Raw genomic sequence first — 22,087 nt, 5'->3', positions numbered from 1 at the left:
AGTAAACAAAAAGCACATTCACCGAAGTGAATGTGCCGTTCAAAATCTCCACCAATACGATTTGACAGAGACCCAAATTATATATGTCGTACCCCCTTTTTTAATCGTAAAACTAAGAGGGGCTGGGACAAAAGTCCTAGCCCTTTCTTGTTTCCGAACATTGCTCTAGAACGTGCGCCAAAAGTCTGGGTTCACGTGCCTAACTACAGCTGATCCAATAACCATAGTACGGTTATTGGATCAGCTTACGTTACGCAGTGAACCCAAAACCGACTTTTGCCCCACTCCCCTTGTTTTTATATGCCTATTTTTTAATATTGTCACCTAAATCGTCGGTCTTTTTCTTTAAGTCATCCGCCGTTTCTTTGGCCTTGCCTTTAGCCTGATCTGCCTTACCCTTGGCCTTTAGCTTCTCATTATTAGTTAAATCGCCAGTCTTTTCCTTGATCTTACCTTTTACTTTATCGAGTTTTCCAGTCATAAAATGACCTCCCTTAATTTATTAACTTAAGTATGACAAATTAAGGAAGGTCGATGCCAGAAATATGCTGACTAAAAACTATCTTTTCAAAGACACTGCTTAAACTCGTAAACCTTATTTAATCAATGCCATGCCACACATATTGTGCCCGTTGTCCACCAACGAGTTTAGGCCGACTGCGTAAATAAGTCACGTGCGCGGCACCAATCTCTTTAATTGAAGTACGAACGGGGATCTGAACAAATTTAACGTGCATTCCGATTGAAGTATCACCGATATCCAATCCTCCGGCGGCAACAATGTGTTCCACTTCTACTGGATCAGCAAAGCGTTCGTACGCCGCCATTTGTGCCGCCCCACCAGCGTGTAATGCTGGTACAACTGTTACTTGATCAAAACCACGTTTTTCGGCCTCTGTCCGCTCCAATAGTAATGAGCGATTGATGTGTTCACACCCCTGAACGGCCAAATGTAAACCACGCTGCTTAAACACCGTCATTAATACATCAATAACGGCCCGGCCAATCGCAATCGACGAATCCTTGCCAATTTGTTGACCGTGAATCTCACTGGTACTGCAGCCAAGTACAAGTAACGAATCCTTAGGAAAATTAGCCTGATCTAAGAATTCAGTTACCCCCTGTACTAATTGCTGGCGAATTTCCGTTAAATCAAAAGTTGCCATTTTGTCACCTCATTAATGAATTTGACTCTATTCTACCATTTAACCGCCAAAATACGTCGCCAGTTAATTACACACTTATTAAAAATGTGCATTTAATTAACTTAAATAGAAAAAAAGTGCTTTAAATCAGGCCTAAGCCTAATTAAACGCACTCTCTCATTCGTTACTTAGCTATTTGCATTATTATCAGCAATCTTTTGTTCAGAGCTCCCAAGGTCAACGATCTTAGTTGTACCGTTAGTTGTTTTCAAATGTGCCGTTGTGTAACGGAAAGTTTGAATTCGAGGTTGCTTACCAGAACTTGCCAAGTAATGGGTTGTATAAGTCACATCAAAATTAACTGTTGCATCAGTCAAAGACTGCGCCTGGACCTGGTTAACCTTAACGGCAAAATCTGTGTAGTCAATATTACTAGTTGGCATCTGTGCTTGTTGAATAAATTTATTCAAGCGTGAATACCAATCAGCACTAGCTCCCTGCGTAAAATAATTAGCCAACTGTTGATTGGTTTGATAACTTTTATTCTGCCCGTGAGTTTCACTGCTAACTGTTTTATAAAGTTGTTCTAAAGAATTTTGCGCTTTAGTTGTTGTTAAAAATTGCGGTAAGGAAGCATCAATTGTCTGGCCGTCACTGTTTTTAGAAATTGTAGCGGCCTTTGACTGATACGTTTTAGAATCCACCGTTTTTTTGACCACCACTTTAAGGTCCGGCTGCCAAGTTAATGAATTCAACTTAAGCTGGCCATTCTTTAGATCACCCTTTTTTTCATTGTTAACGTAAACCTGCCCGTCAGCGACATTACTCTGAATAACCGGCGCCACTGGCTTCAACGTTAAATCGATGGTCTGTGCGTCGGCCGCTAAAAAAGTCGGATAAGCTGTACGTTTCAGTGTTTTATTTTGCGTCTCGCCAGTAACAGTTAGTGTATATTTGCCAGGAATAAACGGCCCAATTTTTTGGACCGTGTTTTCTTTTTTCGCCGTCATATTTTGTCCATCTAGGTAAATCGAAGGTGACGGAATATCAGTCTTAATTAAACGGTAAATTGGTTTAATCTCTAATTGGTATTTATCAAAAATAAACGTCCGACCTGTTTTAACAAAGGATAAGGTTCCATCCGTCGTTTTAGAATCTGTTTTCAGTTGTTTTTTACTAGTAGCCAAATAATTCTTATTAGCCCTTAAATAGCGAACAAAAGGTCGGCTATTACCAAGATTTAGCGTTAAGTTCTTGTTTGAACTAACCATCACGTCACTAACCGTGCTTGGTTTCTCAGTTGCTAAAGCAGTAAAAGTACGGTCCAATTGCGCCTGCCGACTATAGTGTGCTTTTCCCCAAAAGAAAGCAATTAACAAAACGATAATAAGCGCAATCAGCACACCTAACCAAGTTCTTAGCGAGCGCTGCTTTTTCGCATTAGAACTGCGCTGAACCTTTTCTTCAGGATTAGTCTTCTTTTCATTAGTTGTCGGTTTTGACCCTTTTTGGGCGGTTTCTGTGGCAGAAATGGCCTGAGAATCATCCTTAACTGGCTCTGCTGGCTGTTCCAATTTTTTTGCAATCGGCCGCTTAACCGGTGCCTGTGAGTCTTCCGTTGCTTTGGGCTTTACGGTCTTTTTAACCGGCTGATCGGTCTTCAGCGCGGGTGCTTGTTGCGCCTTATCCTCTGCAGCTGAACTACTTGCAATCTTAGCTTGTTCTTGATCGTTTGAAACTGCCCGAACTTGATCAACCAAATCCGAAATATCTTTTGTTTTATCTAAAGCATGCGTTACCCGCCGACTTTCCATTGCCGAACTAGCAACAGATTCCCCTTTTTTCGGGGTTAGCTTAGGTTCCTCAGCGGCAATTTGAGTGCTTGCCGCCTTTAATTTCTTGAAAATTTCTTCAGGATTTTCTTCAGAATTAATTTCTGATAAAATATCGGCCGCTGAAGTTGCAACATTATTAGCTGAATCAGCAGCCTTTTGCTTATCGGTTGCCGCTGTTTGGGTTATTTTTTTCTTTGCCACTTCAGATGCCGGCTTATTATCTGCCGGTTCCCCTGTCGTTTGCTGCCGATAAGCAACTAAATCAAAATGACAGTTGGGACATTTTTGATCAGCAGCAGTGATTGGTGCACCACAGTTAGGGCAAAAGAATTCCCCTGCGCCTAGATCGCCCAAATCAGTCGCAAAAAGGTGCGTATTTAATTTCAAATGTGCCAATCGATTCATTCTGTGACTCCTTCTTCTAGGCCAAAATCCGAAATTTCGTTAACTTATAATTTTTTAAAGCACTGCTATCATTATTTAAAAACCGATTAATTTGTGCTGCTACCGGTCCTTAACCCCGCAATAAACACTGGGTAAATTCAAAAAAATGCTACCTTTAGAATAGCATTATTTAGCCAGCGCTTCAATTTCAATTTTCTTAAGTTTACCAGTTATTCAAGTGCCGCTGGTGCTTCCTGTAATTCAACCAGTTTCTGATTGATTTCAGTTGTAATTTTGGCCTCAATTTCGGTCGGTTTGGCTAAGAATTCAGTCACGGTTGCCATTTCATCGATGCGCATTCCCGATTTGTTTAAGTTTTCGGCGGTCGTAATTAAATATAGCCTAACGGGAACCTCATCTTCACTATTGGTCAATAGTGCAATTTTATCAACTAACTCAAATGGTAAATTGATAATACCAGCCTGTAATTCAATCGTTGCTGGCACTTCAAATGGCAGCATTAATTTAAATTGACTGATTTGATTTTCTTTTAAATTTGAAAGCAAGAATTGGTAACCTGGCGCTAATAATTTAGTCATGTCTTTTTTCAAATCTGCTTGTTTGATTTCAATCTGGTCACTGGTAAATGTTTCTGCCCTGACCTGATCCAAAAAATCCTGTGTCTTAATCTTCATTTTGATTTCCTCCGTATGGCTCGGCCAAACTAACTAAGCCAATGCTTTTAAAATTGGTGTCGCACCGTTAACAACAGTAATAATTTTTTCATTAGCCGGTTTAATCACAAGTTGAACTAATACTTCGGCAACGTCTTCACGGGTAATTGATTTACCCGCCGATTTATCAGGATCAACTGTTACTAGTCCAGTCGCCGGATCATTCGTTAGAGCTCCTGGACGCAAAATTGTATAGTTAAGTTGGCTCCGATTAATTAACCATTCATCGGCGTAATACTTGGCAACATAATACGGTCGAATACCTGATTGCGGCCAAAAAGTACGATCGGCCGTTCCCATTGCACTTACCATTAAATAATGTTTAACTCCAGCAAGTTTTGCCGCCGTCATCGTCTTGACGGCACCATCTAAATCAATATTGAGTGTACCATCATAGCCAGTCTTGCCACCTGAACCGGCCGTAAAGATTACCGTGTCACAATCTGAAAATGCCGCTGCCATTGTTTCTGGTAAATCAAGCAAATCAAACTGCCGACTTTTAACGCCAATTTTCGTAAACAAGGCCGCTTGTTCCGAATCACGAATTCCGGCAATAACATCCTGCCCGGCTTGGTGTAACTTAGCAGTTACCATCTGACCAATCTGACCATGAGCACCAACTACAAAGACTGTCATAATCGTTCCTCCTCGTATTATATAAATATAGTTGTTATCTTATGTGAATCAATTATTCTTTTCTTCCAATGAACGCGGTTTGGCAACTGCAAGGATGAAAACTGTACTCAAAATCAGCACTGTTCCAATAATTTCGGCTAAACCAAACTTCAAATGTAAGTATAACACCGAAACGGCGGTTGCAGCTAAGGGTTCAAATGCATCTAGCAACCCAACTGCGGTCGCCGAAATATACTGCAAACTCGCTAAGTAAACAAAGTAGGCTACGACTGACCCTAAAATAACGATAAACCAATAGGCCAACTGACCCCGCCAATCAAGTCGCGGGACATCACGCCAAATTGGCTGACGAAAATTAAACAAAATACCACCAATCGTCATTGACCAACCTGAAACGGCTAGTGAACCATATTGATCCAATAAGCCCTCTGGTAGCAGTACATAGGCAGCCGCGGCAATACCCGTTACAATTCCCCAAAAAAGGGCGGCTGGTGCCACAGTTAATTTGGTCGGGTTACCCCCGCTGACTAATAAGTAAGTGCCAACTAAAGCCGCAATAATAGCAATAACGTCTGGGCGCCGCGGTTGTGTGCGATAACGAAAAGCAATGTAAAGCACGATAAAAATTGGTGATAGAAACTGTAAAATGGTGGCAGTCGCCGCATTACCCACCGCAACTGCTTTATAGTAAACGTATTGCATCGCCGTCATGCCAAAAATCGTGAAAATTAAAAGTTGCATAATTGACCGCCGACTGCGCCAAATACCTAATATTTGGCGACGTTGTGCTGGCCAAAAGCTACCTAGTATCAACAAAATCACGCCGGCAATTAACATTTTAGAGCCAATCAACCAGTCCAAGTTTACTCCATAGTCATCAAATAAAAGCTGTGCAACTGGACCAGCAATCCCCCAAAGGATGGCCCCACCTGAAGCCAACAAAATTCCCTGTGTTTGTCTTCCCATTAACTTACTTACCTTCCTTACTGCTAATTATTCAGTGAAACCAAAGCGTTTAAAAATACCTTTACTAGTTTCTCCCTAGCCAATTTAGTGGAAACATGTTTGAAAAAGCAGATTCCTGCGGTTGCCATGTTTCAACTTGGCGGTCTTTGCCTTAGTTGAATGGACAACGTATGAAGCATCTAGATTATTAGCGAGTTGTGCTAATAATCCTCAATTGCGGAATAGTAGCTACAACAGCCAAATCACCTTTTTCAAAGGTAATTCGTCTGTTTAGGCTAATCCTCAGAATCTAACCGCTTTTTCAAACACTCTCTATTAATCTTCATCTTCTGGCATAATAACTGCTTGATTAACCTTTGCTGCCGCCACCAACTCTGAACTATCCAATCGACTGGCAATGCCCCAGCGGTAAAAGATCAGTGCCACTACCGTGATGGTTAAAAAATCCCACGGATAATGCAACCAATTAATGCCACCAAATCCTTTACTACCAATAAAAGAAACAACGGACAGAAAGGCCAAGTATACGATTAACCACAAGCTTCCTTTCACTTGTTCCCGCCATAACTTCCAGCCATAGCGGTGCTCGTAATAAACGTAAAATGGTAACCCCAACAAAATAACACAGATCACTTCTACAGTTGTGGGCCACATTGCCCAATAAGTTGCCAGACTTGCTAACACAAAGGCAAGTGGTGCCATTACGTGTAGCCATTTTGATTTAAACGGCCGCTTAAAATTAGGCCGCATTTTTCGTAGTGAGATTGCCGTAACTGGTCCGGTTAAATAGGCGATTAAGGTAGAAGTTGAAATGACACTGGCCAAAGTACTCCAATTCCGAAAAACACTAACTAACAGCATACTGACAAAAAGGTCCACCAACATGGCAAAGCGCGGAATTAAGTAACGCCGATTCAAACGGCCTAACCAGCCTGGCATGTGCCTATTTTGCGTCATTGCGGCCAAGGTCCGTGCGGTCGTTGCGGCAAAGGAAACACCAGTTCCAAATGGCGAAACAAAGGCGTCTAGATAAAGTAATAGTGAGAGCCAATATAGCCCTAACATCATCGCCAAATCAGCAAATGGTGATTGAAAATTCAACCCATGCCAGCCAACTCGTGCCAATAAGGAAGGTCGAACACTTCCAATAAAGGTAACCTGCAGTAATGTGTAAATAACTGCGCTAATGGCCAACGAAATGGCAATTCCACGTAAAATATTTTTGTGTGGTCGTTCAATTTCACTTCCCATATTAATTACCGTTTGAAAAGCGTTATACGAAAAGATAATTCCTGAGGCCGTTGTTGCCTCAAAAATGGCCGAACTGCCATAAGGCGCAAAAGTTTGCCAATTATGCCCAAAGTTGCTTGCATGAAAACCGGAAAAAAGCAATAGTAAAATAGTTAAAGTAGGAATCAGCATTTTAAAAATGGCCAGTAAACTAGTAAAACGCGTTAATAGTTTGACTGACCAAAAATTTAGTAATGTGAAAATTAGCATGAAAATAAACACGACTCCAAGACCAGCCGTCGTTACATTTCCCTTGGCCAAAAAATGGTGTGTCCAACTCGCCCACGACCAGGGCCAAGAACTCATATACTGGACGGCCGCAACCGCCTCAATTGGAATAATTGTAACTAATGAAACCCAATTAGCCCACGCTGCAATAAAGCCAAGTAGTGGTCCGTGACTATACTGGGCATAGCGGCTCATCCCTCCACTTTCGGGAAACATCGTACCGAGTTCAACGTAATTAAACGCAATTGTGATAATAACTACTGCGCCGATTATCCAAGAAATAATCGCTGCCGGACCAGCAACACGCGCGGCCTCACCAGAACCAAAAAGCCAGCCGGAACCAATAATTGAGCTTAAGGCCAACATCACCAGCGAAAACAACCCCATCTTTTGCCTTTCCATAATAATTCCCCCGTAAAAAGATATTTACTTATTGTATTCTTTTTTTACAAACAAAAAAAGAGGCCTAGTCTAGGCTAGTCCGTGTAATTTGCAGAGACTAGTCGTCAAAAAGAGCCACTTTTTATTTAATTTTTATTTAAGCGCTTGCCAAACCCAATTTTCAATTTCTGGTAAATCTTCGCCGTTTTCGCGAATATAATCGTGGTGTTTTTGTAGTTGCTGATCCATTTGCTGAATGAATGCGGCGGCCTTATCTTGGTATCCGGCAACATGCATCATGATGTCCTTGGCCAAATGATAACGATCCAATTCATTAACTACCCGCATATCAAAAGTTGTCGTGATGTCGCCTTCCTCACGGTAACCATGAAACATCACGTTTCGGTTATGGCGATCATAGAAAATTGAACGAATCAGATCTTCAAAACCATGGTAGGCAAACAAAACGGGCTTATCAGCCGTAAAGTAATGATCAAACTCTTCATCACTTAAACCACGTGGATCCAATTTGGGGCTTCGTAACTTGAGTAAATCAACAACGTTAACAAAGCGAATCTTTAATTCTGGAAAACTATCGTGAAGTAAATTAATGGCAGCCAGGCTTTCCATATTAGGCTCTGTGCCAGCGGCCGCAATAACAACATCAGGTTCACTACCTTGATCAGTTGACGCCCAATCAATAATTCCTAGCCCCTGCTGAGCAAGCATTGTCGCTTCATCAATTGAATAAAATTGCGGCCGTGGTTGCTTTGAGGTGATCAAGATATTAACTTTTTCGCGACTATTGAAGATTAGCGGGCTTACCGCCAATAGTGAGTTTGCGTCGGCCGGTAAATATTCCCGGATGAATTCCGGTTTCTTTTCGGCCATATGCGTTAAAATACCTGGATCCTGGTGTGTATAACCATTATGATCCTGTTGAAAACTTGTTGAAGTCGAAACAATGTTTAATGATGGATAATCGTGGCGCCAATCAAGTTCTGCGGCCTTACGAATCCATTTGAAGTGCTGGGTTAGCATTGAATCCACAACGCGTAAGAAAGCCTCGTAACTTGTAAATAAACCATGCCGACCAGTTAATGTGTAGCCCTCATTGAAGCCCTCGGCCTGATGCTCGGACAATTGTGAATCAATAATCCGTCCTGCCGGTGCTAAAGCCTCATCTTGCGGTTCTTCAATTTTCTCTAACCACTGCCGTTTAGTGACATCAAACAGACTGTATAAGCGATTAGACATCGTCTCGTCCGGTCCAAATATCCGGAAATTAGTTGGATTTAATTTAACTAAATCCGCAAGGTACTGCGACCAGATTAACATGTCTTGCTGAACTTGTGTCCCCCGCTTTGTATTATCTAGAGCATATTTTTTATAGTCAGGCAAACGTAGATCATGGGGATCAATTCCCCCATTCGTAATTGGATTAACCGCCATCCGCCGCATTCCTTTTGGCGCTAAATTGCGTAATTCAGGCTTCAAGCTACCCTTTTCATCAAATAATTCTTCTGGCCGGTAAGATTTTAACCAAGCAGTTAATGAATCGCTATGCTCCATATCATTAGCATCCACCGGAATCGGAATTTGGTGGGCCCGGAATGAGCCTTCAATTGGTTCACCATCCCAAGTTTTAGGCCCAGTCCAGCCCTTGGGAGCACGGAAAATAATCATTGGCCATACTGGTTGGGTTGGATCGTTATTGTCCCGCGCCTTTTTTTGAATTGCCTTAATTTTTTCAATTGCTTCATCCATCACCGCAGCCAATTCAGGATGCATTTTTTCAGGAGCATCACCTTCAACAAAAAGCGGGTCCCAGCCTGCACCTTCAAAGTACTTAGTTAGTTCCTCATCCGTTTTTCGCGCTAAAATAGTTGGATTAGAAATTTTAAAACCATTCATATTAATAATCGGCAAAACAGCACCATCATTTATTGGATTAATAAAGGCATTACTAAACCAAGATGCGGCCAAGGGTCCAGTCTCAGTTTCACCATCACCAATAACGGCTGCGGCAATAACTTCGGGATTATCCAAAATGGCCCCTGTTGCGTGAGACAAAGTGTAGCCTAGTTCGCCACCTTCATGGATTGACCCCGGTGTTTCTGGTGCGGCGTGTGAAGCAATCCCACCTGGGAAGGAAAACTGTTTAAATAACTTTTTCATACCCAATTCGTCCTGTGAAACTTCCGGATAAATATCACTATAAGAACCATCAAGGTAAGAATTTGAAACCATTACTTGCCCACCGTGACCTGGTCCTTCTAAATAGAACATATTTAAATCATATTTATTAATAACTCGGTTCAAATGCGCATAAATAAAGTTCTGTCCAGCGATAGTCCCCCAATGGCCGATCGGATGTACCTTCACGTCAGTATCTTTTAATGGCCGTTTCAGTAATGGATTATCCCGTAGATAGAGTTGCCCAACCGATAAAAAGTTAGCGGCCCGCCAATAAGCATTCATTAACGCAAAGTATTCAGGTGAAGCGTAGTCAACAGTTTGCTGTTCCATAATTGGTAGCTCCTTTAGTTTAAATTAGTTTTCGTCATTTCATTTTCTATAATACCAATTAATAATTAAAAATCAACTTTTGTGATTATTGGTACGCTCCAATTATAAAACTAATTTTTTGCCTAAATAAAAAATTTGCTTCGGTTGCGGCCAAAGCAAATCAAAATTCTACTATATTATATGCGCACTAGCACTATATGAAGCTGAGACAAAAGTCCTAGCCGCTTACTATTTCTGAACGTTACTCTAAAACGTGCACCAAAAGTCTGGGTTTACTTCACGCAAGCTAATCCAAAACCGACTTTTGTCCCACTCCCTATCTGAACTAATCTTTCGGCTCAATCGAAACGAAGGAATTAAACTTAAGGTACGCGTAATGCAAACGCATCGTTGAATATTCAATCGGCGTTCCGTCATCAAGAAAGAAGATGCCCGCCATGATGCCAACTGGTTCAGTCGGCTTTAACCGTAATTGTTGTTGGTCTTCTTCGTTAGAAGGCGCCGCCGAGATTGTTAAATAAGCCTTCGTCACTGCCTGTTTTCTTTTTTTCTGTAGAAAATTAAAAATTGATTCTTCCGCAATTCTTTGATTTAATTCTGGCAGAAATTTAATTGGTAGGTAACTTAACTCAATCATAAACGGTACGTTATCCAATAAACGCAGGCGCTTGATTCGGTAAACAAAGTCATCCTTTTGGAGAAATAAATCCCGCGCTAATTCTTCGGTCACCTTAACGACATCAAATGCCAATAGCTTAATACCCGGCTTTTTACCGGCCATCTGCAGATTGTCGGTAATGCCTAGGTTGGCCCCCTGATAATTAAACACTGATTGGTTTTCCAAATAAAGCGGATTGATAAATGTACCCGAACCACGTTTTTTAAAAATAATACCGTCACTGGCCATAATTGCTAGAGCCCGCTTCACTGAGCTACGGCTAACTTGATAAATAGCGGCCAAAGAACGCTCATCCGGCAATTTCATGTCCGGGGCGTACTTTCCGGCAAAAATTTGTTTTTTTAAATCACGAATAATTTTTTGATAAACTAAATCAGCCATTTATCTTTTCTCCTTCCACCTGATTAGCCAGAAATTCACCTAAAACAGCATTAAAAGCCTGAGATTGTTCGGCCATGACGATGTGACCTGCTTCCGGAATAACAACGGCTGTCCCTCTTACTGCCATTTTAGCGGCAACTTGAGCAAACCGGGGTGGAAAGAAGGGACTGTTGCCACCAGCAATAATCAAAGCCGGACACGTCAGGGAAGACAAGACATCACGCCAATCTTGAAGCCCATGATCTAACAAAAAAGGAAAGTTTAGCTTTGCATCATAAGCCTGCTGTTTGGCCGCGTACTGAACCGCCTGAAATGTTTGATCATCAATGTGTTTAAAGGTGGAATGGCCAAACGGCTTCCGTAAATAAGAAATAAAGTTTTCTTCGGTTAACGTTTTAAAACCATACGTCCAAGTTTGATCGTTAATCATTTTAGGTGATTGATCAACATCGATAATCGCCCGCACATTTTGGTCACCAAATAAAGATAGGTAAGCAAAAATGGTTGCGGCCCCCATTGAATTTCCCAAAAGGATCACCTGCTTAAGCTTTAATTGTTGAATAAGCTCGGCCAAATCCATTGCGTGGCGCGAAATTCGCCGCCCCTTTGCCGTTTGTTCAGATTGTCCTTGATTGCGGCAATCCAAATTAATCACTCGGTAATGTCGGGCAACCAGGTATGTGATTTGCTGCAACCAAATTTCTTTATAACCACCAATTCCCGTTAAAATTATGATGGGTTGTCCTTGGCCCTCATCGGTATACGTCAAGCGTACAAAATCATTTGTTGTAAAGTTCATTATTGACACCACCAATTTTTAAATCGTTTTCTTCTGTAAGTCAGCATACCGTTTTTTAAATTTTAACTCAATAATACTTTTTTGATTAATCTAGTACATCGTAGCGTTCAGATTTAAATTGAATTATATCGCGATTAAAAATAATGCTTATGCCACTTGGCCACGGAACTATACGTGAACAGATTTAGTTAGGTTCCATTCCGGCGTTAACCATTCTTGTAGCAAAGGCAAAAGGGCACAATTATAAGGCCCATAAACTTGTCTCCGCGGCTAAGTTCGTCTCGGTCACCACAGGAAGTTGCTTTTTCAAATTTGGTTACCTTAAATTAGTTAGGAAAATACTAGTAAAAATATTTTCCAAACATAATCTAGGTTTTGTTGCTAGGCAACCTTTGACATTGGAGGTATGATAGGAGTATTAGTTAGAATGTTTCGAGAACGTCTAAAAAAGCGTTCAACTCCTACTTTGCAATTGAAGTGTTGCACTGAAGTCTTTTCCAAACACAACTTATGTCACTTATTCTTGGAGGAATCTTTTTGGTTTTTAAAAAATTTCAGAACATTAATGAAATCAAGCGATTAATTAATCGCCAAAATAGTTTACAAAAGCGTGCCCTTACCCTATTACAAAAAGGCGAACCTAATAAAGGAGCCTTACTGCAGCAGCTCAACAAAAATATCGGTCAACGACGGCGAATGACGCAAGAGATGATCAACGTTATGCTAGACATTTTTAAGACGGAGAAAATCACGAGCGTACCAACTGGCAGTTTTTATTTATTCTCTAGAACAACGCTTAATCCCCACGATCGTGAAACAAACGAATTATTGCTACAGCTAAATAAGCAAGACACCTACGTTGTTACACTTACGGCCGGCAAATCTGATCAATTATTTGCTAGCCCCAGACGTGCTTGGTTATTTACGTTGGCCGGCGATCACATTAGCTTACGACTACCCACCCAAAATGATGCTGATGCGCTACACCTTGAGTTACCGGATAGTGTTAAATCAACTAAAGATAGCAGTAATTCCCAGAAAAAGATTGTCAAAAAGCCGGCACTGCAAAAACAAATATCCAAAAAGGCAATTACTAAACAACCTAGCAGTCAGGCCACAAAGCTGCCGCACCAACGAAAGCAAGTGAAACACAGTGCCAAGCCCCAGATAAGTAACACAAGTAGTGAACCACAAACTACTAGTAGTGCTGCTGCAAGGCCACAATCAATTGCCACAAATTCAATAAACAGTATTGCTCAGTCTAATGCGCCAGTTGCCTCTGCGGCTAAGTTGATTACGGCACCGATCGCCACTTCAACTGCGCCAAACTCACCGGCTAAGTCTGATGACATTGCTGCTCAGCCTGCAAAAAAGGCGACGATTAGTACTTCTCGTGATCCCAAAGAGCTTATTACTGAATTAGTTGGGGCTGGTCAGGCCTACCGCGTTATTGGCCTTGATTACGGTAAGATCAATATGATTACGGCTACCGATGGAATGGACCACTTACTTCAGGTTCCCGGGTCAGTTATTTCGAATCATATCTTAGAGTACCAACACGCCATTCGCCAGTTACAATTAGGATCCATTGATCTAGACGATGACGTTGAATTGGCTCGTTTGACCTATATGCTTAAACGCTACGTCCTTAAATCCTGCCGTAAAATTGTCAGTCGTTTAGTTGAATTTTATGGCAACAACGTTATCTACGTGACAGAAATGCACCCAAGCTTAAAGACTGGCCGACCACAAAATATTATCTTAAGTCCTGATTATTTCTACAAAGCACTGTTCACCGTTTTATTTGAAATGGTGGGCGATCGGGCAGCCGTGATTCAGGTTCCTAATAACGAAACCTCAATTATTTGCCCTTGGTGTGGCTTTACTAATGCTGATAATCGTCAAAAAGAAGTTCATCAATTTAAATGTTTGAACTGCGGTCACACGATTAATGATGACCAAGTCGCAGCAATTAATATTCGTCAGCGCGGCTTGCGGCAGATCTCAGAATTAACTAAGCACTTGAGTGTTACACCAACTAAAATTAACGTTAGTGAAAATTAATTTAATATAAAAGTTACGTCAAAAATCCAGCGTGGGTTGCTTGAGCCGCCTAGCATGAATTTAATTTGGCGTAACTTTTTTTGTCAAAAAGACATTTTCTTGAAGTCCCTTACCACGGGCGCTAAACTAGTAGGTGTCTGGAAAGGTGCTCAGATTCTACTCCACAAACAATTATTGGCGAAAATTACTCACAGGAAGTGGAACAGCATCAAAGCTGTTGTTCCAACTCAATTGTGTCCTAACTAAACAATTAAATTAATCAATAATCAGAGCTCAACCACTGCCAAGGCGAAATGGAGGCGCTGGCGTATCACTGTTACTCGTTCTCAACAACACTTTCTAGCAAGTATCAGTTGCTAGTTCCTATTCGCTAAACAGAACTCGCTTCCCGTTGTCGATTGAACTAAGGCGAAGACCGCCAAGTTCAAGTCGCACCCGTGTCGAAGGTACTTGATGACCGAATTGTGGTCATTTAGTACCTTGCGTGATTGACAAGATCCATTTTCTTTTCCGAATGGGTTAAATCGGAAAGAAAATTAGCTTGGCAACGCGCCACGCGTTCCAAACGCCAGCGCCGGAATGGAACCTAACTAAATCTGACCACGTGTAATTCAGTAACCAAGTGGCATAAGCATTATTTTCAGTAGCGATATAATTTAATTTAAATATGAGCGCTACACGCCGCTAGAATAATAATCGGAAATAGTACCCGGCTAGAATCTTTGTCCCGGCCCCCATTTTTGTGGCAAAAGCCTAACCGACACTGAGAAATAAGGAGGAATTAGTTTTGCAAAAATCACGGCGGCCACTTTATTATTTGTTGGCATTTTTACTACCTTTAATAACTTTAAGCGCTGCTTTTATGCAATTAGGTTTGGCCCCCTTTGGCTCCCACAATTTATTAATTAGCGATATGGGTACTCAATACATAGCCTTTTTCACAGAACTACGTCGTCATTTATTAACCCATCAGTTTAGTTTTTACTCGTTTTCACTTTCGTTAGGTGATAGCGCCTTTCCCTTATTCGCTTATTATCTAATTAGTCCGTTCAATCTTATATTGCTGCTTTTCAAGGCCTCAGAAGTCCCAGTGGCCATTAATTTTATTATTTTATTAAAAATTGCAATGATTGGTTTAAGTATGGCGTACTACCTGCAACGTGTTTACCGTAAAGTAAGTCTGACCACTTTATTATTTAGTACCGCCTATAGCCTCTGTGGCTTTGTGGCAATGTATTTCTACGATATTATGTGGCTAGACGCACTGATTTACCTACCGCTAATTACATTGAGTATTGGTCATCTATACAACACAAAGAAAACTGGTCTTTATTTTGTCACGCTCGCTTTAACAATTATAACGAACTACTACCTCGGTTATATGACCTGTTTATACGCGCTCTGTTATTTTGGCTACCTACTAGCAAATGATAAAACAACAGGTGATTCATGGCCCCACTACCTCAAGAAAAAAAGTCAGTCAATCATTCAATTTAGCCTGACATCGCTTTTTTCTGGTTTAGCGACTGCCGTTATTTTATTACCTGCAATGCTTGGTATGCTAAAAACAAGTAAAGAACAGCTTAGCTTAACAAGTTTCTTACCCTTACCCAAATTTGGTCTGGATATTTTTACTCAATTCGGTGTGGGTGGCAGTAATTATGCGGGTCGACTACACCATCCGCCAAGCTTATTTGTCGGTTCATTAATGTTTTTATTATTAATCATGTTCTTCCTAAGCCCACAAATTAAGCAACACCAAAAAAATACCGCTGGCACTTTTCTCGGCCTGATTGGTCTGAGTCTTTGGCTCTTACCAATTAATACTATCTGGCATATGTTTCAGCAACCAAATGGTTTTCCTTTTCGCAATGTCTATATGTTTTCGTTTATTGCTATCAGCTTGGCCTATCAGGTTTGGCTGACTAAGCCTTGGCACACCCCACGATTAATCTGGCACAGTGGCGTAATTGCGGCCACCCTTTTAATCATTGGTTATCTCAGTGCCAATTTAATCCAATTTATTGTTAAGCATTACTTTAATGTTCGTTACCCATTTTTTGTCAGTAACCGATATTTGCTTTGGTCACTAATATTTATTTTACTTAGTACCTGCCTACTAACTTTCCGGCAACGACACTTACCCATGCTGGTCTTGGCTCTATTATGCTTAAGCGAATTGGTACTTAACTTTACGACTGCTCTAACGACCGCCCCACTTGGTAATCAACCAATTTACGCTAAAAACTACGAAACGGAAGCACGTTGGATCAAGAAAAGCCGCGTAAAAACATTTTACCGGTTAAATAGTCAAAATTCGCTGATTAGTCGTGCCTTTCGTGAACCCTATAATAATTATAACGACGCCGCGCTCTTTGGCTTTCGTGGCATTAGTATGTACAGCTCCACCTTGAATAATCAAACACGGACAATGCTGCTTCGCTTAGGGCTGTTTAGTAAGAATGATCGCCGAATTAGCAATGAAGGGACAACCTCATTTACCAATCTACTCTTAGCGGAACAAAAAGAACTTAGCATGACCACCAACTCTTATAAGCTGACCAATCACCCTGAATCACTAGGGCTTGGTTTTGCCGTCAACAAAGATTTGCAACACGTTAAGTTAGTTAAAGGTGATCCACTACTCAACCAGAATCATAGTTTACAGAGCATGCTTGGAAATCACGTTAATTACTTCCAAACACTTACTGTTGTTCAGCATAAGAAAAATCAAACTAAATACGGGCACCATTATGATCTACAAATGAAGGTCCCAACAAATGGGCCGCTTTACGCCTATTTTCCAAATATTCCTGTCGATCACGTTTCCTTACACATTAATGGTCGAAAAAAGCGAACTCGAATTAAAGTGACCACCCACGCAAATCTCGCTTTAGGAACATTCAAGAAAGGACAGATTATTCACGTTCAATTAAAGACGCCTAAAAAATTAGGTAAGATCACTAGTCGCTTTGCCCAACTTGATCAAAGCAAATTTCAAACGGCCGCAACCACGCTACGAGCTAACACGCTACAATTACAGTCTGGCTGGCGTAGTCATAATTTAAAGGGCCAAATTCAGGTTCCGGCTAACCGAACTAGCCTATTCCTATCAATTCCTTACGATCAGGGTTGGCGCGTTCGCGTTGATCACCGGCCAATTAAAACTTACCGGGTCATGGGTAATCTTACTGGCGTTTCTTTAAAACCTGGGCAACACCATGTTCATTTAACCTACCACGTTCCTGGATTACGACTTGGCCTTTTGATTAGTCTTCTTAGTTTAATCATGTACGGAATAACCTCCTTATTGTTCCACCGTTATCGCAAAAAATAAAAAAACACCCCAGCCTAACGAAGTAAATTACCGTTAAGTTGGGGCGTTCTTTATTAACTATTTATTTTTAGTTTCTTTTTTATAATTCACGGTCAGCTCATCAAACTTTTCTTGGAGTTGATGATAACGTTTGTCATTCTGTGCCGTTTTTACAATATTTTGAAAATCATGCGTTTTTAAATTAGTATCTAGACTATTCTTTTTTCGTCCTTTAAAATGAAACCCTAGCACGTTTCTCGCCTCCAAACTGTTATCAGAACCGCGAATCTAGAGTTCTTAATGAAATTAATTATAGAATTTAATTTAGGGATAATCAATTAGATTTTCGTAAACTTAACACTAATGTTAGGCAACCAAATACAGAGTGCTAATCAATTGACAGGTCAAAACTAGCGTGCTAGTCTACAGACATATAAAGTAACGTTCTGCTTGATACGAATTGAGTAGACCTTGCTAAGAAAGGAGGTGATGTCTTTGGCTACACCGATGTATCTGAAGGCATCAGCTCCTGTTATAAGTGAAAACAAATAACAGGTACTGATGCCCAAATGATCAAAGCAGGCCCGCAGAACGATTTTTGTTCTGTGGACCTGCTTTATTTAATTAAACATTTAGTTAGCGTAGGTCTAATACCTTGTTTAATGTGTCTAAAACGACCATCTTTGGCCGCAATATCTTCTAATTATTAGGCATAATCAACGCCGCAATAATGTAAAGAATAATTAATGGAAAAATACCAGTAAAAACTGTTGCAGCAGCATAAATTACTCGTAATAACGTTTTATCAATATTGAAATATTCGGCAATCCCACCAACAACCCCAGAAATAATACGTTCATTTGATTTAGTTAATTTTTTATTCATATTGCACCACCCTTTTTCTTTATTATATAAATAATCGGTCAATTAAAGCTCCATCGCTAGGCTGAATTTATTTTGGTCCAACGACGGATTTAAGCCTTGCGAGTGTTTGGAAAAGCGGCTAGATTTTACTTCGTAATTGAGGATTACTAGCAGCCGCGCTGACGATGTCGATCGGACTAGGATGAACCAAAATCCAAATCGCAGCCAAGTACGCTAATAATCTTGATGCACCAACTGTTGTTTATATTCAACTACGACAATTGCAGAAAGCTGCTCTTTCAACACCAAACCAGTCAGTAAGATACTAAAAGCCGGTTCCAAACACGGCCGCGCTAATTGTTTTAATACAAACTACATAAAGCAAATTCAAGCAAAATTCTGAAGCATTTTACTTACTTTAGTTTAACTAAGCTGGTTCCCAACTGCAAAGATTTACAATTATTTACAAAGTGAGCAAAAAAAGTTTTGTAGAATTTTGTTCACTTTGTAAAATAACTAACAAGTTAAAAGCAACTTAATTGAGCAATAAAATATTGACTAATGAACACTTCTCACAAATAATTTCAAACAAAATCAAATACTACCAAATAGATAGACCATACTTAAGCAACAATAAAATGATAAAAATTATTAAGGCGTGCTTTTGGCCAACTTTGTTCAATGACTCTTCTGGTACTAAGAAATTTTAAATACATTTTTTGTGTTAGTTTTCACTTGTTAGCGCTTCAAAAGTCTGAATTAAATCGTTTACATTTTTTTTTTTGGTTATATACTATGTGTGTAAGTTGAATCTCAACGAGCGATAATTAATACTTAATTAATCAAGGAGGGTTTTTTCAATGGCAGATGTAAACATGATCAATGCTTCTGATGCAGCTTTAAAAGTTCTTGAAGACTGGGGAGTTAAACACCTTTATGGATTACCTGGTGGTTCTTTCGACTCAACAATGAACGCCATTTATAATAGAAGAGATACACTCAAATACATTCAGGTTCGCCACGAAGAGGTTGGTGCTCTTGCAGCAGCAGCCGATGCTAAACTAACTGGTAAACTTGCGGTAACATTTGGTTCTGCAGGCCCTGGTGCCGTTCATTTACTTAATGGGTTATATGATGCTAAGCACGACCACGTACCAGTTTTAGCAATTGTTGCCCAAGTTCCAACAAGTCGAATGAACATTGACTTCTTCCAGGCAATGGACGAAGAACCAATGTTTAGCGATGTCGCTGTTTGGAACCGCATTGCAATGACAGCTAAGAGTGTTCCTGCAATGATTGATGAAGCAATTCGTCAAGCCTACAAACACAGTGGTGTTGCTGTTGTAACGATTCCTAAGGACTTCGGCTGGACTCCAATTCCGGATAATTTTGTCTCTAACGCTGAAAATCACGTTGACCCAATCTATCCAGATCCAGATCCTAAAGCTATTGACGAAGCAGTTGAATTAATCAAGAATGCCAAAGCTCCAATGGTTTACTTTGGTATTGGTGCTAAAAAGGCCGGTGCCGAATTGAAGGCTGTTGCTGAAAAATTCAAGATGCCACTTGTTTCTTCCGTTTTAGCTAAGGGCGTTGTTGAAGATGAATACGAGAACTACCTTGGCTCAACTGGCCGAGTTGCACCAAAACCAGGTGTTGAAGTTGGTTTTGGTACTGACTTAATCCTTTGGGTTGGTAATGATGTTCCATTTAGTATCTTCCTATTTAACCGTAGAGCTAAGGTTATTCAAATTGATATTGACAACGAAAAGCTTGGCAAACGTCATAAAATTGAAGTTCCAATTTTGGCTGATGCTAAAAAGGCTCTTGCTGCAATTGCCGCTAAAGGCGACGAATTACAACCAACACCATTCTATAAGGCAGCTTTGGCTGATCGTAAGAACTGGCGTGATTGGCAAGATAGCTTTAAGAGTAATACTGACGTTCCAGTTCGTCCAGAACCAATCTTTGATTTAATTAACAAAGATGCTAGTGACAAAGCTGTCTACGCTATTGACGTTGGTAATGTCACCATTAACTTCATGCGTCTAATCGATCTTAAGACAACGCAAAAGTGGACAACTTCTGGTCAATACGCAACAATGGGCTACGGTATTCCCGCTGCAATTGCTGCTAAGACAAGCTATCCCGACCGCGATGTTTATAGTTTAAGTGGTGAAGGTGGCTTCGCAATGACTGTTGAAGATATCTTGACACAAGTTAAGTACCAACAACATATTATCAACGTTGTCTTCAGTAACGAAACCTTAGGCTTTATTGAAGCTGAACAACGTGACGATTCAAAGCAACCACTTTCTGGTGTTGATTTGATCGATACTGACTGGGCAACTGTTGGTAAAGGTATGGGTGCTAAAGGCTATACTGTTCGTACAGTTGACGATATGAAGAACGCCTTAGCAGATGCTAAAAACGTTAAAGGCCCAGTTGTTATTGACGTTAAGTTAACTCATGAGATGCCATTAACAACTGAACACTTAGATATTGATCCAAACTTCACTGATCCTGAAAAGGTTAAAGCCTTTGTTGAAAAGTACCAAGCACAAGACTTGAAACCATTCGGTTACTTCATGAAGGAAGCTCAAAAATAGTAACTACCAAAATGGTGTAAAAGTTAGTTAGCTTCTGTGGATTGGCCTAAATTAACAATTGATTTTATTAGATAAATCTTTTGGTAATTATAACCGGTCACAGAAAGATACGATTATTACCCATTCTTAAAAGCCGTGATGTTTAGCATCACGGCTTTTTTGTGACCAAATTTAGAGAGTGTCTAAACGGCACGCAAGAAACTGCCTTTTAAACACGTTTACACTGAATTGGTCAGGTAAAGCATTTTCCAAATACAACCTAGACCAACTCACAGCTTAAGGCCCCTCTTTTTGTCACTTTTTCAATTGATAGCGGTTTGCAATTAAGGCGCGAACTGGTGCAGAGCAAAGATTATAAAGTTGAACTAGACCTGTTGCCGTATACGGCAAATCTAATTCACTTTTACCCATTTCAGCCGCTTTAATAACCCTCCTCGCTGCTTTTGTCGGATCTAACTGGCTTTGTTTAAGTAACGCAGCACTTAATTGATCCACCAATGATTGGTGTTTTAAATAACGCCTAGTTTCCTGATCAAAATGACCAGTGGCAAGTAAACTAGGACTGACCGTTAAAAGTTGAATCGGCCAACGTTGCAATTCATAACGCAGACTCGTGGTAAAGGCTATCATTGCAGCCTTGCTGGCCGCATGTATGCTTGCGTATGGTAATGGTAGTTGACCAGCAAGCGACGCAATATTAATGATCATTCCCGAGCGATTTTCACCCTGCCATCCCTGAATTAATTGGCGACTTAATTCAAGCGGTACTAATGTGTTCACCGCTAAAACTTTTTTTAAATCAGCAACCTGAAAACTAACGATGGGACCAAAACCAGGTAACCCGGCAGCATTAACCAACACATCGACTTGACCAGATGTATGCCGAACGGCCGCTAATAAATTATTTTGAACACTTGTTTTACTTAAATCGGCACTAAAAAAGTGACTAGGTTGTTTGGACAGGTGGCGAATGCACTGACTAACGCGCTGTAATTGCTTACTATCACGTCCTACTATGTCCACACGGGCTCCTTTTTCAGCAAAAGCATAAGCTAGTTCTTTTCCAAAACCGCGTGACGCACCCGTAATTAAAATATGTCGTGCTTGAAAATTATTTTTCATAGCGTTACCTCCTTTTTTCATTAAATTAGTTTTCTAAAATGAAAACAACCTGAATTACTCACCATAAGTTCTCCAAGTACAGTGTCACCCCGTTATCATGGGCGGTACTGTGTTTTTTATTTTTC

The 22,087-nt window shown here is 40.5% G+C and carries 16 protein-coding genes; 3 read left to right on the top strand and 13 right to left on the bottom strand.

All coding sequences use genetic code 11. The features are described 5' to 3' along the window. Nucleotides 1–304 precede the first annotated feature (304 nt). From EKM61_RS08440 to EKM61_RS08395, 10 genes are all read right to left on the bottom strand, one after another. The gene (locus tag EKM61_RS08440) at nucleotides 305–481 is read right to left on the bottom strand and encodes a CsbD family protein (RefSeq protein WP_068225612.1); all 177 of its coding nucleotides are present in this window, start codon (nucleotides 479–481) and stop codon (nucleotides 305–307) included. Nucleotides 482–599: 118 nt separating this feature from the next. Then, complete coding sequence (locus EKM61_RS08435) at nucleotides 600–1,166, bottom strand: TIGR01440 family protein (RefSeq protein ID WP_068225613.1); 567 nt, start codon at nucleotides 1,164–1,166, stop codon at nucleotides 600–602. Nucleotides 1,167–1,333: 167 nt separating this feature from the next. Next, the gene (locus EKM61_RS12360; RefSeq protein WP_068225614.1) at nucleotides 1,334–3,385 is read right to left on the bottom strand and encodes a zinc ribbon domain-containing protein; all 2,052 of its coding nucleotides are present in this window, start codon (nucleotides 3,383–3,385) and stop codon (nucleotides 1,334–1,336) included. Nucleotides 3,386–3,594: 209 nt separating this feature from the next. Further along, nucleotides 3,595–4,059, bottom strand: coding sequence for a hypothetical protein (locus EKM61_RS08425; protein ID WP_068225615.1), 465 nt, complete (start codon nucleotides 4,057–4,059; stop codon nucleotides 3,595–3,597). 33 nt (nucleotides 4,060–4,092) lie between these two features. Beyond that, a complete protein-coding gene (locus EKM61_RS08420) occupies nucleotides 4,093–4,734 on the bottom strand; it encodes an SDR family oxidoreductase (RefSeq protein WP_068225616.1) in 642 nt (213 codons plus the stop codon). 48 nt (nucleotides 4,735–4,782) lie between these two features. After that, on the bottom strand, nucleotides 4,783–5,700 hold the full coding sequence (locus EKM61_RS08415; RefSeq protein ID WP_068225617.1) for a DMT family transporter: 918 nt from the start codon (nucleotides 5,698–5,700) through the stop codon (nucleotides 4,783–4,785). A 315-nt stretch (nucleotides 5,701–6,015) separates the two neighbouring features. Next, a complete protein-coding gene (locus EKM61_RS08410; RefSeq protein WP_068225618.1) occupies nucleotides 6,016–7,620 on the bottom strand; it encodes an APC family permease in 1,605 nt (534 codons plus the stop codon). A 132-nt stretch (nucleotides 7,621–7,752) separates the two neighbouring features. After that, nucleotides 7,753–10,128, bottom strand: coding sequence for a phosphoketolase family protein (locus EKM61_RS08405; RefSeq protein ID WP_068225619.1), 2,376 nt, complete (start codon nucleotides 10,126–10,128; stop codon nucleotides 7,753–7,755). A gap of 325 nt (nucleotides 10,129–10,453) precedes the next feature. Then, the gene (locus tag EKM61_RS08400; protein ID WP_068281184.1) at nucleotides 10,454–11,188 is read right to left on the bottom strand and encodes a GntR family transcriptional regulator; all 735 of its coding nucleotides are present in this window, start codon (nucleotides 11,186–11,188) and stop codon (nucleotides 10,454–10,456) included. Next, nucleotides 11,181–11,987, bottom strand: a complete 807-nt coding sequence (locus EKM61_RS08395; protein ID WP_068225621.1) for an alpha/beta fold hydrolase — start codon at nucleotides 11,985–11,987, stop codon at nucleotides 11,181–11,183. Before EKM61_RS08395 ends, EKM61_RS08400 begins: the two co-directional genes overlap by 8 nt. A gap of 537 nt (nucleotides 11,988–12,524) precedes the next feature. On the opposite strand from EKM61_RS08395, the gene EKM61_RS08390 reads away from it, so the two are divergent. Both EKM61_RS08390 and EKM61_RS08385 read left to right on the top strand, forming a co-directional pair. Further along, nucleotides 12,525–14,051 (top strand): zinc ribbon domain-containing protein, encoded by a 1,527-nt coding sequence (locus tag EKM61_RS08390; protein ID WP_068225622.1) that lies wholly within the window; start codon nucleotides 12,525–12,527, stop codon nucleotides 14,049–14,051. 787 nt (nucleotides 14,052–14,838) lie between these two features. After that, nucleotides 14,839–17,388 carry a YfhO family protein gene (locus tag EKM61_RS08385; protein WP_068377073.1) on the top strand — a complete coding sequence of 850 codons (2,550 nt, stop codon included), beginning with the start codon at nucleotides 14,839–14,841 and terminating at the stop codon, nucleotides 17,386–17,388. Between the two features lie 57 nt (nucleotides 17,389–17,445). Here the strand turns inward: EKM61_RS08385 and EKM61_RS12050 are convergent, their stop codons facing one another. Continuing rightward, the gene (locus EKM61_RS12050) at nucleotides 17,446–17,619 is read right to left on the bottom strand and encodes a hypothetical protein (RefSeq protein WP_156519998.1); all 174 of its coding nucleotides are present in this window, start codon (nucleotides 17,617–17,619) and stop codon (nucleotides 17,446–17,448) included. A gap of 447 nt (nucleotides 17,620–18,066) precedes the next feature. After that, nucleotides 18,067–18,252: a PspC domain-containing protein gene (locus tag EKM61_RS08380; protein ID WP_068225627.1), complete on the bottom strand. Its 186-nt coding sequence runs from the start codon at nucleotides 18,250–18,252 to the stop codon at nucleotides 18,067–18,069. A gap of 839 nt (nucleotides 18,253–19,091) precedes the next feature. Here EKM61_RS08380 and spxB point away from each other — a divergent pair. Further along, nucleotides 19,092–20,840: a pyruvate oxidase gene (spxB, locus tag EKM61_RS08375; protein WP_068377076.1), complete on the top strand. Its 1,749-nt coding sequence runs from the start codon at nucleotides 19,092–19,094 to the stop codon at nucleotides 20,838–20,840. A 294-nt stretch (nucleotides 20,841–21,134) separates the two neighbouring features. Here the strand turns inward: spxB and EKM61_RS08370 are convergent, their stop codons facing one another. After that, nucleotides 21,135–21,962, bottom strand: coding sequence for an SDR family NAD(P)-dependent oxidoreductase (locus EKM61_RS08370; RefSeq protein ID WP_068225629.1), 828 nt, complete (start codon nucleotides 21,960–21,962; stop codon nucleotides 21,135–21,137). Nucleotides 21,963–22,087 lie beyond the last annotated feature (125 nt).

The organism is Loigolactobacillus backii (genome assembly GCF_003946275.1).
GTDB lineage: Bacteria > Bacillota > Bacilli > Lactobacillales > Lactobacillaceae > Loigolactobacillus > Loigolactobacillus backii.
This window is presented reverse-complemented; position numbering and strand designations above follow the sequence as displayed.

Coding starts and splice junctions, on each gene's coding strand:
- EKM61_RS08440 (WP_068225612.1), bottom strand. CDS start 481: ATGACTGGAAAACTCGATAAAGTAAAAGGTAAGATCAAGGAAAAGACT.
- EKM61_RS08435 (WP_068225613.1), bottom strand. CDS start 1,166: ATGGCAACTTTTGATTTAACGGAAATTCGCCAGCAATTAGTACAGGGG.
- EKM61_RS12360 (WP_068225614.1), bottom strand. CDS start 3,385: ATGAATCGATTGGCACATTTGAAATTAAATACGCACCTTTTTGCGACT.
- EKM61_RS08425 (WP_068225615.1), bottom strand. CDS start 4,059: ATGAAGATTAAGACACAGGATTTTTTGGATCAGGTCAGGGCAGAAACA.
- EKM61_RS08420 (WP_068225616.1), bottom strand. CDS start 4,734: ATGACAGTCTTTGTAGTTGGTGCTCATGGTCAGATTGGTCAGATGGTA.
- EKM61_RS08415 (WP_068225617.1), bottom strand. CDS start 5,700: ATGGGAAGACAAACACAGGGAATTTTGTTGGCTTCAGGTGGGGCCATC.
- EKM61_RS08410 (WP_068225618.1), bottom strand. CDS start 7,620: ATGGAAAGGCAAAAGATGGGGTTGTTTTCGCTGGTGATGTTGGCCTTA.
- EKM61_RS08405 (WP_068225619.1), bottom strand. CDS start 10,128: ATGGAACAGCAAACTGTTGACTACGCTTCACCTGAATACTTTGCGTTA.
- EKM61_RS08400 (WP_068281184.1), bottom strand. CDS start 11,188: ATGGCTGATTTAGTTTATCAAAAAATTATTCGTGATTTAAAAAAACAA.
- EKM61_RS08395 (WP_068225621.1), bottom strand. CDS start 11,987: ATGAACTTTACAACAAATGATTTTGTACGCTTGACGTATACCGATGAG.
- EKM61_RS08380 (WP_068225627.1), bottom strand. CDS start 18,252: ATGAATAAAAAATTAACTAAATCAAATGAACGTATTATTTCTGGGGTT.
- spxB (WP_068377076.1), top strand. CDS start 19,092: ATGGCAGATGTAAACATGATCAATGCTTCTGATGCAGCTTTAAAAGTT.
- EKM61_RS08370 (WP_068225629.1), bottom strand. CDS start 21,962: ATGAAAAATAATTTTCAAGCACGACATATTTTAATTACGGGTGCGTCA.